15 protein-coding genes are annotated in these 13401 nt (G+C 56.9%); 3 read left to right on the forward strand and 12 right to left on the reverse strand.

Features of this window, described 5'->3' with window-relative positions:
• Nucleotides 1-237 precede the first annotated feature (237 nt).
• A complete protein-coding gene (locus BLV81_RS10920) occupies nucleotides 238-1671 on the forward strand; it encodes a M23 family metallopeptidase (protein ID WP_092355588.1) in 1434 nt (477 codons plus the stop codon).
• 94 nt (nucleotides 1672-1765) lie between these two features.
• Nucleotides 1766-2932 (forward strand): anhydro-N-acetylmuramic acid kinase, encoded by a 1167-nt coding sequence (locus BLV81_RS10925; RefSeq protein ID WP_092355591.1) that lies wholly within the window; start codon nucleotides 1766-1768, stop codon nucleotides 2930-2932.
• 168 nt (nucleotides 2933-3100) lie between these two features.
• On the opposite strand, the gene erpA is transcribed toward BLV81_RS10925, so the two are convergent.
• The 6 genes from erpA to rplM form a co-directional block, all read right to left on the reverse strand.
• On the reverse strand, nucleotides 3101-3463 hold the full coding sequence (gene erpA / locus BLV81_RS10930) for an iron-sulfur cluster insertion protein ErpA (protein ID WP_092355594.1): 363 nt from the start codon (nucleotides 3461-3463) through the stop codon (nucleotides 3101-3103).
• Nucleotides 3464-3555: 92 nt separating this feature from the next.
• The gene (locus BLV81_RS10935; RefSeq protein ID WP_092355597.1) at nucleotides 3556-3951 is read right to left on the reverse strand and encodes a bactofilin family protein; all 396 of its coding nucleotides are present in this window, start codon (nucleotides 3949-3951) and stop codon (nucleotides 3556-3558) included.
• A 12-nt stretch (nucleotides 3952-3963) separates the two neighbouring features.
• Nucleotides 3964-4698 (reverse strand): DUF6776 family protein, encoded by a 735-nt coding sequence (locus BLV81_RS10940; RefSeq protein ID WP_255365125.1) that lies wholly within the window; start codon nucleotides 4696-4698, stop codon nucleotides 3964-3966.
• Nucleotides 4699-4753: 55 nt separating this feature from the next.
• The gene (gene argC / locus BLV81_RS10945) at nucleotides 4754-5791 is read right to left on the reverse strand and encodes an N-acetyl-gamma-glutamyl-phosphate reductase (RefSeq protein ID WP_092355600.1); all 1038 of its coding nucleotides are present in this window, start codon (nucleotides 5789-5791) and stop codon (nucleotides 4754-4756) included.
• 327 nt (nucleotides 5792-6118) lie between these two features.
• Nucleotides 6119-6511, reverse strand: a complete 393-nt coding sequence (rpsI, locus tag BLV81_RS10950; protein WP_092355603.1) for a 30S ribosomal protein S9 — start codon at nucleotides 6509-6511, stop codon at nucleotides 6119-6121.
• 9 nt (nucleotides 6512-6520) lie between these two features.
• On the reverse strand, nucleotides 6521-6949 hold the full coding sequence (gene rplM / locus BLV81_RS10955; RefSeq protein WP_014007943.1) for a 50S ribosomal protein L13: 429 nt from the start codon (nucleotides 6947-6949) through the stop codon (nucleotides 6521-6523).
• Between the two features lie 538 nt (nucleotides 6950-7487).
• Here rplM and BLV81_RS10960 point away from each other — a divergent pair.
• On the forward strand, nucleotides 7488-7934 hold the full coding sequence (locus BLV81_RS10960) for an OsmC family protein (RefSeq protein WP_092355606.1): 447 nt from the start codon (nucleotides 7488-7490) through the stop codon (nucleotides 7932-7934).
• A 9-nt stretch (nucleotides 7935-7943) separates the two neighbouring features.
• Here BLV81_RS10960 and coq7 read toward each other — a convergent pair whose 3' ends face one another.
• From coq7 to BLV81_RS10990, 6 genes are all read right to left on the reverse strand, one after another.
• Nucleotides 7944-8570 (reverse strand): 2-polyprenyl-3-methyl-6-methoxy-1,4-benzoquinone monooxygenase, encoded by a 627-nt coding sequence (coq7, locus tag BLV81_RS10965; RefSeq protein WP_092355747.1) that lies wholly within the window; start codon nucleotides 8568-8570, stop codon nucleotides 7944-7946.
• Between the two features lie 68 nt (nucleotides 8571-8638).
• The gene (locus BLV81_RS10970) at nucleotides 8639-9460 is read right to left on the reverse strand and encodes a DUF3025 domain-containing protein (RefSeq protein ID WP_092355609.1); all 822 of its coding nucleotides are present in this window, start codon (nucleotides 9458-9460) and stop codon (nucleotides 8639-8641) included.
• A gap of 30 nt (nucleotides 9461-9490) precedes the next feature.
• The gene (cobA, locus tag BLV81_RS10975) at nucleotides 9491-10291 is read right to left on the reverse strand and encodes a uroporphyrinogen-III C-methyltransferase (protein ID WP_092355612.1); all 801 of its coding nucleotides are present in this window, start codon (nucleotides 10289-10291) and stop codon (nucleotides 9491-9493) included.
• A 19-nt stretch (nucleotides 10292-10310) separates the two neighbouring features.
• Nucleotides 10311-11138 (reverse strand): ABC transporter ATP-binding protein, encoded by an 828-nt coding sequence (locus tag BLV81_RS10980; RefSeq protein WP_369823860.1) that lies wholly within the window; start codon nucleotides 11136-11138, stop codon nucleotides 10311-10313.
• Nucleotides 11139-11176: 38 nt separating this feature from the next.
• A complete protein-coding gene (ntrB, locus tag BLV81_RS10985; RefSeq protein WP_369823862.1) occupies nucleotides 11177-11953 on the reverse strand; it encodes a nitrate ABC transporter permease in 777 nt (258 codons plus the stop codon).
• A 249-nt stretch (nucleotides 11954-12202) separates the two neighbouring features.
• Nucleotides 12203-13375, reverse strand: a complete 1173-nt coding sequence (locus BLV81_RS10990) for a CmpA/NrtA family ABC transporter substrate-binding protein (protein WP_369823861.1) — start codon at nucleotides 13373-13375, stop codon at nucleotides 12203-12205.
• Nucleotides 13376-13401 lie beyond the last annotated feature (26 nt).

The following is a 13401-nucleotide window of genomic DNA, read 5'->3' on the forward strand; positions in this document are numbered from 1 at the left end:
TAAGGGAAAAAATCCGGCGAAAATAACATCTAAAAAATTGCGCTTGCGCCTGAACGGAACGGCCGTAACGAGAGGAAATATATAGCAATTACATAGGGTTACCAGAAATCAGATGAATCCTGCGGCCCACCAATATGGGCTACGGTATAATCCATGATCCTTTTAATCCCGCCGCAAGTCGTTCAATCAAACAACAACACAAGAATCGGTAGCAAACGGCAAATTTTAACGTATTGCATGTCTCTCAAAGATAAATTCATTAACTTGCGGTCCAGTATCAAGCCGTTTTTCACGCAGATACCCGTTCGGGCCTATGCCGCGTTTGCTGATTCCACGCCGAAAACCCGTATAGTCTCCGCTTCTGCCGTAGTGCTGACGCTGCTTGCCTTTGGTGCAGCTGGCGTTGCTCCGATGGCAACGGATCCCGACGAAGTCTCGGTCAAGGCGATTTCCGCAGAACTGGAATTGCCCAGCCTTGGCGAGCAAATCGCAAAACTTGAAGCTCAGCAACAGCTTTATGTTGCCGAAGACAAAATGCGCGCCGGCGACACCCTGGCGACTTTGCTGACCCGGCTTGGCGTCGACGACGAGGAAGCCAGCAATTTCATCAAATCCGACGCTCGCGCACGCGCCGTGCTGCGACTCAAGAGCGGCACTGTAGTGCAAGCGCAAACCAGCAATGACGGCGTGCTGCAGATGTTGCGCGCGACGATAGTCGACGGCAGTGAAGACACTCCCAGGAATCTGCTGATCCGGCGCGACGGCGATACCTTCACTGTAGCGGAAGAAACAGCCACGGTTGAACGGCGCATCGAGATGCATACGGGCGTGATTCGCTCTTCGCTGTTCGCGGCGACCGATGCTGCCGATATCCCGGACAGCGTGGCTTCGCAAATCGTGGCCATGTTCGGCACCAATATCAATTTTGCCTCAGACCTGAAGCGTGGCGACCATTTCAATGTCGCTTATGAAACATTTTGGCAAAACGGCCAATTCCTGCGCGCCGGACGCATCCTGGCCGGTGAATTCGTGAATGGCGGCAAACCGTTCCAGGCAGTCTGGTTTGACGATCCCGCCAGCAGCGGCCAAGGCGGCTACTACGGTTTCGACGGTAAGTCGCTGAAAAAAGCATTCCTGAAATCACCTCTAGCCTTTACCCGTATTTCTTCCGGCTTCTCGATGCGTATCCATCCTATCCTGGGCAAATGGAAAAAACATAGCGGCGTCGATTTTGCCGCCGCCACCGGCACGCCTATCCATGCCACGGCGGACGGCGTGATCAACTTTGCCGGCGTCGAAAGCGGTTACGGCAACGTTGTCATCATCAAGCACGATGGCAAGTATTCAACTGTATACGCCCACATGAGCCGGATTGCAGCGAGCTCGCGCAAAGGCAACAAGGTTAGCCAGGGCGACGTCATCGGCTACGTCGGCATGACCGGCTGGGCTACCGGCCCGCATCTGCACTATGAATTCCGGGTCGATAACCAGCCGCGCGATCCCTTGTCGGTAGCAGTGCCTACCGTAACTCCGCTGGCCGGCGCCGAATTGCAGCGCTTCAAGGCGGTTGCGGCCGATATCACCCACCGCTTTAACTTGTTGAGCGGCGGTGAAATGGTAGCTGCAGCAACAGTAGCAAGCACCCCAGCCACCAAACTGGCGTCAAAATAAGCTTCGGCAGATCTCTGCCTCGCTGAGTCTCGAATAAATATAGAACCGTTGCCGGGTCGTTGATAGAATCAGACGATCTCACAACGGTTTTATTATGCCCACTCCAACACTCCACAGCGGCTTGTTCATAGGCTTGATGTCCGGCACCAGCCTGGACGGCGTCGATGGCGTCATCGCGGCATTTCCCAGCGGTCCGGCGCAACATCCGGTAGCTACCCTGGCCTCGGCCTACGTGCCATTCTCAGCTTCGCTGCGGGCCGAACTGATGGCGCTGCAAACTGCAGGCCAGAATGAGATCGAACGTGAGGCGCTGGTTGCCAATACCCTAAGTTCACACTATGCGGCGTGCGTCGAACGCTTGCTGGCGGATGCCGGCTTGCGGCCGGATCAGATCCGTGCCATCGGCGTCCACGGTCAAACCATCCGGCATCGGCCCGAGCTTGGCTTCACACGCCAGGCCAACAACCCGGCGCTACTGGCCGAGCTGACCGGGATCGACGTCATCGCCGATTTTCGCAGTCGCGACATTGCCGCCGGCGGCCAGGGTGCGCCGCTGGTGCCGGCGTTCCACCAGGCGGTATTCGCCGATCCGATGCAAACCAGGGTGGTGGTGAATATCGGCGGCATTGCCAACATCAGCGTGTTGCATGCCCATGCTCAAGCAACACCAGGGCAAACCCGCGATGTCATCGGTTTCGATACCGGACCGGGCAATGTGCTGATGGATCTGTGGATCAAGCGCCATCATGGCAAGCATTACGACGAGAACGGCATGTGGGCGGCTTCCGGCCAAGCTGTGCCATCTCTGCTCGACGCCATGCGCAAGGAAGAGTATTTTGCCGCCGCACCGCCCAAAAGCACCGGTCGCGATCTGTTTCACGCCGACTGGCTGGCACGTCATCTGAGCAACTTCCCGCAACAGCTTGCTCCTCGCGATGTGCAAGCGACCCTGGCGCTGCTGACTGCCGCCACCATTGCAGACGCCATCGCTCTGCATGCCCCGACAGCGCAAACCGTGCATGTCTGCGGCGGCGGCGCCTATAACCCGTATCTGATGCAACAACTGGCGCACGCGCTGCAACAACGACATCTGACGGCAGCGGTGCAATCCACCGAAGCACTCGGAATCGCTCCCAACCACGTCGAAGCGGTGGCTTTCGCCTGGCTGGCGCTACGTTTCGACCAGCGCTTGCCGGGTAATTTGCCGCGGGTAACCGGGGCCCGGGATTTACGGATTCTGGGGGCGCTTTATCCCGCGTAACTGAAACAGGCTGAAAGTAGAATCGACATCACAAGCAACAATAAAAAAACAGGCAATAAAAAAAGGACGCCCGAGGATTTCTCCCCGGCGTCCTTTTTTAACGAACCGCTTGTTCCTTAGCGTGTTCCTTATTATCGCTTGCTGCCGGTTGCTGCCAGCCAGGCCCGATCAGGCCGAGAAAGAAGAACCGCAGCCGCAGGTAGTCGTCGCATTCGGATTCTTGATCACGAATTGCGCGCCTTCCAGGTCGTCCTTGTAGTCGATTTCAGCGCCGACCAGATATTGATAGCTCATCGAATCGATCAACAACTGCACGCCGTTCTTGCTCATGGTGGTGTCATCTTCATTGACGATTTCATCAAAGGTGAATCCATACTGGAAACCGGAGCAACCGCCACCCTGCACGAAAACGCGCAATTTGAGGTCGGGATTACCTTCTTCTTCGATCAGCTGCGCAACCTTGGCGGCGGCGCTATCGGTAAACACGATCGGAGATGCGATTACATCTTGAATTTCAGCGACAGCATTCATTTTTGGCTCCTGCGGGGTACATACAATACTGCATTATAGGCGCTCGCCCGAATTCATGCAGACAAAGACCGAAATCCCGGTGGGGTGTTGTTTTAGGCAGATTGCGACATGGCAAGCTTCAGCACCGGCTCGACGACATTCTGTTCATGGGTCAGTTTGCCGCTTACCAGGGCGCCGCTATGCATTTCCAGCGCCTTGTAATTGACATCACCGGTTATGCGGGCTTTCGGCTGCAATTCAAGCAGCTCGGCAGAATAAACATTGCCGCAGATTTCACCGTTGACCACCAGATGCGCGACCCGCACGTCGCCTTCCACCTTGGCGCTCTCGGAAATCACCAGGACGCTGCTTGCACCCACTTCAGCCACCACATTGCCCTTCACATGGCCGTCAATGCGCAGGCCGCCCTTGAAGTGAACATCGCCCTCGATGCTGGTGGACGAACCAATCAAGCTGTCGATAGTGCTTTTTGCTTTGCGGTTGAACATGATGTTTCCTTTTTACAAATTAGAGGTTTGCTGCGCACGCATCTGGCCTTTTTCCATCACCTTGGCCTGGATCGCCCTGACCACGGCGCCTTCCGGCAAAGTCAGTTCAGCCTCGACCCGCTGGTAATACTTGAAATCCAATTGGGAGGCAGCTTTTTCCGTCGCCGTGGCGTTGGCGCCGGGGAAAGTCAGCACCGTGCTTTTGCCCGCCACCGTGGCGGTGACTAATAGTTGCACATTCCCGACAAAATTGGGGCCCTTACCGCCTTGCATAATCAGCATCCGATAGCGCAATTGCGTCGGCGTCAGTAATTCGGCGGTCAGGCGCTGAATGGTAATGCCTTGCTTGCCTGTCGCATTCGGCAGCAGACCTTCGAAAAAAGCCAGATCCTCCTTCAGCTTGGCGTTTTCGCTTTCCAGCACCTTGATCTGCTGGCCCAGCTGTTCTTGCGCCGCCTTCTCGATATTGAGCCGGCTTTCGGCAGCGTTGACGGTACTCGAGAAACGATCTCTTTCAGCCGTCAGGGCCTCCACTTTCTCATTCAGATCTGCCAGCTGCTGTTTGCTGAGCGCCGGACTATGGCCGGTGAAATCGCGTCCCAGGTCGTAGACCCACATCGCGACGGCGCCGCCGAACCCCAAAACCAAGACCAGGAAAAGCGCCTTCAATGGCCATGGGAAATGGCTTTTAACCGTCATTTTCGGCGCCGAGATCGACATGCGCCGGACCCACAACTTATACTTCATCGCAGCCGACTCTGTCGCTCAGGAACGGCTGCCGATGACACAATGGCCGGCCACATCATGGCATTACTGGCACGTGCAGCAAACCGGTAGTCTCTTCCAGGCCGAACATCAGGTTCATGCATTGCACCGCCTGGCCAGCCGATCCTTTTACCAGATTGTCCTGCACCACCAGCACCACCAGGGTGTCGCCGTTGTCAGGACGGTGCAAGGCGATCCGCAACATGTTCGAACCACGGGTGGAACGGGTTTCCGGATGCGAGCCAAACGGCATCACATCGACAAACGGCTCATCCTTGTAAGCATCTTCAAACAGCGCCTGCAGCGCCGCATTGTCGATATCTTTGGTCAGACGCGCGTAAATGGTCGAGTGCATGCCGCGTATCATCGGCACCAGATGCGGCGTAAACAACAGGCCGATTTTTTTGTCGGTCAATTTGCCGAGTTGCTCCACCGTTTCCGGCGAATGCCGATGGCCGGATACGCCGTAAGCCTTGAAATTGTCGCTGGCTTCCGAGAACAGCATGCCGATTTCCGTCTTGCGGCCACCGCCGGATACACCTGATTTGCAATCGGCGATCAGGTGCGACGCATCCACCACGTCGGCCTTCAGCAACGGCGCCAGGCCGAGTTGCATGGTGGTTGGATAGCAACCTGGATTGCCGATGATGCGCGCGTTCTTGATCGCGCTGCGATTCAGCTCGGGTAAGCCATACACAGCTTGCTTCAGCAGCTCAGGACAACTGTGCTGCAGCTTGTACCATTTCTCGAACACCGCGGTATCTTGCAGGCGAAAATCGGCGGCCAGATCGATCAGCTTGACGCCGGCTTCCAGCAGCTCAGGCGCTTGCGCCATGGCGACGCCATGCGGGGTGGCGAAGAACACCACGTCGCATTCGGTCAGGCGCGCTTTCTCAGGCGCCGAAAATGCCAGCGCAACGCGGCCCCGCAATGACGGATACATGTCGGCAATCGGCATGCCGTCTTCTTTGCGCGAAGTCACCGCCTGCAATTGTGCATGCGGATGGGTTGCCAGCAAACGCAGCAACTCGACCCCGGTATAACCCGTACCACCCACAATCCCGACTTTGATCATCTTATTTCCTCGCATGGAGCTGTCTATGTTTTCAACCCGATTTTCAAGCTGCTTTTTCGACCCGGCTGTCCAAATCCGATATGAAATTTGTACGATGTTGGCCCCGGTATTTTGGGCAAATCGCCGCCAAGAGCTGGCTATTTTAGCAGCCTATGAATTGCTTAGGGCCGCTTAACATTCAAATCGGAAAACCCTTGCAATTGCAGGCTCCGCAGCGCTTTCCCGAATGTTGAGCTTTCGTAAAGAGACGCAACTGAGGGAGCGAACAAATGACAAAAAGCCGCCAGGCGCGAACCTGGCGGCTTTTCGATATTCTGAAAGCGTAGATTAGCGCTTGGAGAATTGTTTTGCGCGACGTGCCTTGCGCAAACCGACCTTCTTACGCTCAACTTCACGTGCATCACGTGTAACGAAGCCGGCTTTCGACAGCTCCGGTTTCAAGGTTGCATCGTAGTCGATCAGGGCACGAGTAATGCCGTGGCGAACTGCACCAGCCTGGCCGGACTCGCCGCCGCCGCTGACATTGACTTTGATGTCGAAAGTTTCGACATGGTTAGTCAGTTCCAGTGGTTGACGAATCACCATCAAACCGGTTTCGCGCGAAAAGTATTCATTCGCTGGCTTGCCGTTGACGATGATCTGGCCGGAGCCGGACTTGATGAAGACGCGCGCCACTGCACTCTTGCGACGGCCGGTTCCGTAATTGTAGTTACCGATCATGTCTATTCCTTAGAGTTCGAGTGCTTTAGGTTGCTGCGCAGTGTGCGGATGGCTGCCATCCGCATACACTTTGAGCTTCTTGATCATGGCGTAGCCAAGCGGACCCTTAGGCAGCATGCCCTTGACCGCTTTTTCCAGCGCACGACCCGGAAAACGCTGTTGCATTTTCTGGAAATTTGTTTCGTAGATGCCGCCTGGGTAACCGGAGTGACGGAAGTACGTCTTGTCGGTTGCCTTGGCGCCAGTGACGCGCAGTTTACCTGCATTGATGACGACGATGAAATCGCCGGTATCAACGTGAGGAGTAAATTCGGGTTTGTGTTTGCCGCGCAGTCGGAGTGCCACTTCGCTGGCAACACGTCCGAGGACTTTGTCCGTCGCGTCAATCACGAACCAATCACGCTGGACTTCATGGCCCTTAGCGGAAAAAGTTTTCATGTTGACTTCCTAACTAGTTTAATTCGCTCAAATGGTGGTTCCAGCGCTATCGAAAACCGGCTTTGGGCTGGACGCCCTTCACCAGATTTCGTCTTGCATCAGCGACAGACTCTGCCTTGTTATCTTTTCCTGAGCAAACGGAAAAGCCGTAAATTATAGCCTTTTCAAGGACTTGGCGTCAAACCGATTGAATGAAATTGCCATTTACGCTAGAAATCGTTGTAAATGCGCCTGTAAATGCGGCGGCAGACCCGCCCGGCTACCCCTAGCTGCGGATAAAAGAAAACCCGAACTGCAGCATCGGGTTTAAATCCACTCCAACGGAGGGGTGGAGGAGACATTGCATCGGTTGCCGGGAATCAATCCTGCAACCCTTAGATTGATCTTAGCAAACGGAATTGTGCGTCGCAAGGTGAAAAACCGAGATGTTTATCGAAAAGCCTGGCCATGATTTTCTTTTTGCCAAGAAAACCAAGCGAAACCACATCTGCCAAGAGCAGTTAGAATATTGCGACACAATCACTTCCCACGAGACCCTATGGAATGCACAGTTCGCTGGACCGGCTTGTCCGGCATGACGTTTTTAGCCGAAACCGGCTCCGGCCATATATTGACGATGGATGGCGCGCCTGACGGCGGCGGCCGCGACCTGGCGCCGCGGCCGATGGAAGTGGTGCTGGCCGGCACCGGCGGCTGCACCGCCTATGACGTGGTGCTCATCTTGCGCAAAAGCCATCAGGACATCCGTGGCTGCGATGTCACGCTAAAATCGGAACGGGCAGAGAAGGAGCCCAAGGTATTTACCAAGATCCATTTCCACTTCACCGTGCGCGGCCGCAATCTGAAACCTAATCTGGTGGAACGTGCGATCAAGCTGTCGCATGAGAAATACTGTTCGGCTTCGATCATGCTGGAAAAGACCGCCGAGATCACCCATTCGTTTGAAATCGTCGACGACCTGGCGGAACCGCTTGCCAATACTTAGGCTTAGGTTTTAGATGTAGTAGGCGACTGACGTCATGACCTTGGACATCGCCTGCATCAGCTTTTGCGCCGGCAGCGGCATGTCGGCCGCTCCTAATGTGCGCGCCGCCTCGCCATGGGCGATTTCATCGTCGCGCATCTGCTCGACGATGGCGCGCGACTTGGCGTCTTGCAAGGGCAGTTTTTCCAGATGGCTGTTCAGATGCCTTTCCACCTGGCGCTCGGTTTCCGAGACAAAAGTCAGGCTGCGCACATCGCCCAGCCGCGCCGCCAGCGTCCCCAGCGCATAAGAACCTGCGTACCATAAGGGGTTCAGCAAGCTGACGCGTGAGCCCAGCTCACGCAAGCGTTCCGCGGTCCAGGCCAGATGGTCTTCCTCTTCCCTGCCCGCTTCGGCAAACTGTTGCTTGATCGGCTCGCCTTGGGCGAAACGGCCCTGGGCGTCATACAGTGCCTGGGCGCAGACCTCGCCGACATGATTGATGCGCATCAGTCCGGCGCTGTGCCGCTGCTCGGCGGCGTCCAGCACGCCGTCAGGCGCCTGCAAGGCCGGATTCGGCCGCGAAGCGGAAGCTTGCCCGGTAATCACGCGCAAGGCGTTGTCGAAATCGGCGATGGCTCTGTCTATGAATGGCATGCTGGGATCATTTTTCAACATTTATGAACGGTTGTGAAATTAAGTGCTTGAATTTTATCAGGCCTGCATCATTTGCTGCGCTTTGGTCTGAATACTGCGGTATCCGCATAAAAAGCCTGATCCTGGCCACCGCTCCAGCCCGGCACGCCCAGCACCGGCAACGGCGTCAAACGGCCGATCAGGGCATCCTGCTGCACCAGATCGGCGGCGATGCTTTGATCGATCCAGTCACGCTTGGCGTCATCTGCCAGCGCAAAATAAGATTCGGGCACGCTGAGCACCAGGGTATGCGCGGTAATCGCCTTGTAGGGCTGCACCAGCTTTTCCAGCAAGGCGTGGCCAAACAGCCAGACCTCCGCATCCCTGGCAAACATGTGGCCTTGTTCGACAAACACTTGCTGCCATTGATGTTGGCGCAGAGCGGCGATCAGCGCTTGCCCCGCTGCATTGTCCGGCACCAGCAGCAAGGCGGCATTTTCATCAAAGATGGTGGCGGCATCGCGCGCCGCGCCGCGTGGTTTGCTGCTGCCGGAGAGCGTCCCGGCCTTGGCCAGTTCGGCAGCTTGCAGCGCGTTCAGGCGCGCCTTGATAGCGGGGAATGACAGCCAGATCAGCGCATTCAGGAAATCGTGGAGATTGTCGCGCGTCGGCACTTTGCCGCTGTTGCCGATAAAAGCTTCGTAAGCGGTCGCTGCCGGCAGTTCAGCTTGCGCGACAAAGCTGATCGGCAAACCCAGATAATTGCGGATGCCGCGTTCTTGGGCAATGGTATTCAAGGCCAGCCGCCAATTATCGGAAGCGGCAGCAGCTGTGCTGAAGCGCTGGCCGAGAACGCGAAACGGCTTGAGCCAGGGCTGAGACCAATCGATGAGGGCGGCGGGAGTAGACATTTGCCGCGCATTTTACCTCGCGCAAGCAATTCAGCCCAATGCTCTCCGCTGCAGTAAATGGTCGAGGCCGATCTCGGCGCAAGCATCGGCACTGCGCACGACTTCGCCGATGACGATAATGCTGGGGCTGCCGAGGCCGCTTTCATGCAGCGCTTGCGGCAGCTGATCCAGGCTGGTCAGCAACTGCGCTTGCGTGGCCAGCGTGGCCGACTGGATCACCGCAACCGGCATCGAGCCGGCCATGCCTGCCTCCAGCAGACTGCGCTGCAACTGCCTGCAGCGCGCCACGCCCATGTACACCACCAGCGTCATGCCGGCCGCCACCAGCGCCTTCCAGTTCGGCTGCGTGGTCTCGTTCTTGCCATGGCCGGTGACGAAGATCACGCCCTGGCTATGGTCGCGGTGGGTAGCCGCGATGCCGATGCTGGCCGCTGCCGCCATGCCGCTGGTAATCCCCGGCACCACTTCGACTGTCACGCCTTGCCGCCGCAAGTGGGCGCGCTCTTCGCCGCCGCGGCCGAACAGATAGGGATCGCCGCCTTTCAGACGGACCACGCAATGACCTGCCTGCGCCTCCACCACCATCAGACGTTCGATGAATTCCTGCGAGGTCGACTGGCAACCGCCGCGCTTGCCGACATGGATCACGCGTGCGCCATCCTGCGCATGTGCCAGCACTTCGGGATTGACCAGATCGTCCACCAGCAACACATCGGCCTGAGCGATTGCCTTGACCGCCTTCAGCGTCAGCAAATCGGGATCGCCTGGCCCGGCGCCGACCAGCATCACTTTGCCTGTCTGTTTTACAGTCTGCTTCACAGCTTGTTTCATATGGGCTCCCCTCTGAGCATCACGCCGCTTGCGCGACCGGATGGGCTTGCTTGCGATACAGGAACTCCAGCACCGAGGTCCGGTATTCGGCATACAAAGGATCCTGCGCCAGCGCCACACGTTCACGCGGCCGTGCCAGCCTTACCTGTACGATGTCGCCGATGGTAGCGGCCGGGCCATTGGTCATCATCACGATACGATCCGACAACAGCACCGCTTCGTCGACATCGTGGGTCACCATCACTACCGTCGATCCGGTCTTGGCGACGATCTTCAGCAGTTCATCCTGCAGGTGAGCGCGGGTCAAGGCATCCAGTGCGCCGAACGGTTCGTCCATCAGCAATACTTTCGGCTCCATCGCCAAGGCGCGGGCTATGCCGACCCGTTGTTTCATGCCGCCGGAAATTTCATGCGGATGCTTTTGTCCGGCCGCCGTCAATCCCACCATCGCCAACGCCGCTTTGGTGCGTTCCTTCAGGGCGCTTTTGTTTTCGGTAGCGGCAAATACCCGTTCCACGCCAAGATAGATATTTTCGTGGCAGGTCAGCCAAGGCAGCAGCGAATGGTTTTGAAACACCACCGCGCGTTCCGGCGACGGTCCGGCAATTTCGCGGCCGGCGCAAATCAGCACACCGTCGCTCGGCAACAGCAGGCCGGCGATCAAATTCAGCAGGGTCGATTTGCCGCAACCGGAATGACCGATCAAGGTCACGAACTCGCCCTTGCGTACAGTCAGGTTGATATCGCGCAGGGCGTGAAACTGGCCCTTGCTGGTATTGAACACCATTTCGGCTTGATGGATATCGATGAATCTGGCGTCGCGTTGTTCCATAATTTCCCCCGTCATTACCCCGTCGTTACCCTGTTATTCCGCTTTGCAATGGATCAACTTGAAACCTGTTCGTAGGTGAACGCCTTCGCCAGCGCCACCAGCATTTGCTCCAGCAGCAAGCCGACCACGCCGATCACCACAATCGCGATGATGATATGCGGCACGTTGAGGTTGTTCCATTCATCCCAAACCCAGAAGCCGATGCCGACACCGCCGGTCAGCATTTCAGCAGCGACGATCACCAGCCAGGCAGTGCCGATCGCCAGCCGCACCCCGGTCAGCATGTACGGCAATACCGATGGAAAAAGAATCTTGGTGATGATTTTCCATTCCGACAGGTTCAGCACCCGCGCCACATTCATGTAATCCTGCGGCACTCTCTGTACGCCAACCGCGGTGTTGATGATCATGGGCCAGATCGAGCAAATGAAGATGGACCAGATCGCCGCCGGATTGGCCGATTTGAACACCAGCAAACCGATCGGCAGCCACGCCAGCGGCGACACCGGTTTCAGCAAACTGATGATGGGACCGAACATGCTGGACAGGAATTTGAAACGGCCAATCATGAAACCCAATGGAATCCCGACCAGCGCCGCCAGGCCAAAACCGACCGCTACGCGTTGCAGCGAAGCCAGGATATTCCAGCCGATGCCCTGGTCGTTGGGACTGGTCCGGTAGAACGGATCGGCAAACAGTTTCAGCGCCTCCTGCAAGGTCAGCATCGGCGTCGGGAACTGGCTGTTGCTCATCGCAATGATCTGCCAGATCAGTACCAGGAACGCCAGGCCCAGCAGCGGCGCAATGATTTGCATCAGCCAGGACGGCATGCTGCTGCGGCGATTGGCGATCTTCAATACTGGCCGGGGAGTGAGGGGAGTGACGATAGCGGCTTCAGCCGCGACGCCTGCCGTAGCACTATCGATTGTTGCCGCCTGACGATTTGCATTTGCCGCTGTGTCCATGATTGCGCTCATATTGACTCCCGAATGAATCGCGGTTCTGTTCTATCTGGATTGTCTGGATTGTCTGGATTGTCTGGATTGTCTGGATTGTCCGGATTGACGGTCTTTCAAGATCTATGCATGGATCTTGAAAGAGGCGGCATAGGCTTTCGGATTCTTGCCGTCCCACACCGTGCCATCCATCAATTTAGAGGTCCGCAACACGTCTTTCGGCAGCGGCGTTTTTGTCATCGCAGCCGCGTCTTTGTAGAGATCGATCTGGCTGACAGATTTGGCGACCGCCAGGTAATCCGGATCGGTCTTCAGCAAACCCCAGCGCCGGTGCTGCGTCATGAACCACATGCCATCCGACAGATAAGGGAAATTCACCAGGCCATCGTTGTAGAACTTCATGTAGTTCGGATCGTCCCAGGTCTTGCCCAGGCCGTTTTGATAGCGCCCCATGATGCGTTGGTCGATCACATCCTTGCTGGTGTTGACATAGGATTTATCGGCGATCGCTTCGGCCATCTTGTTCTTGTTGGCGAGCGAGGCGTCGATCCACTTCCCTGCTTCAAGCACAGCCGCAATCAAGGCACGGCAAGTGTTCGGATTCTTGGCGGCAAAATCGGCGGTGGTGCCTAGCACTTTTTCCGGATGATCCTTCCAGATCTCCTGAGTTGTAATCGCGGTAATGCCGACACCGTCGACAATCGCCCGATGGCCCCATGGCTCGCCGACGCAGAAACCGTCCATATTGCCGACCCGCATATTGGCCACCATTTGCGGCGGCGGCACCGTAATCACCTTGGCATCCTTGAGCGGATTGACGCCGTTGGCGGCCAGCCAGTAATACAACCACATGGCATGCGTACCGGTTGGGAAAGTCTGGGCGAACGTGTATTCGCGTTTGTCGCTGGCCATCAGTTTGGCGAGCGAAGCGCCATCCACCGCGCCCTTGTCAGCCAATTTCTTGGAAAGTGTGATCGCCTGGCCGTTGTTGTTGAGCCCCATCAGGATCGCCATGTCTTTTTTCTGGCCGCCGATACCCATCTGCACACCGTAGATCAAACCCGACAACACATGCGCGGCATCCAGCTCGCCGTTGGCCAGTTTGTCGCGCACGCCGGCCCACGAGGCTTCCTTGCTGAGGACGATCTTGATGCCGTATTTCTTATCGAAGCCGAGCAGCGATGCCATCACCACCGATGCGCAATCCGTCAAGGGAATGAAGCCGATCTTGACCTCGGTTTTTTCCGGTTTGTCCGAGCCTGCGGCCCACACTCCGGTGCTAGAAAGTCCCAACATGCCAGCTCCTGCCGCGAGAGTTGCGG

Source organism: Collimonas sp. OK242, from assembly GCF_900107095.1.
GTDB lineage: Bacteria > Pseudomonadota > Gammaproteobacteria > Burkholderiales > Burkholderiaceae_D > Collimonas.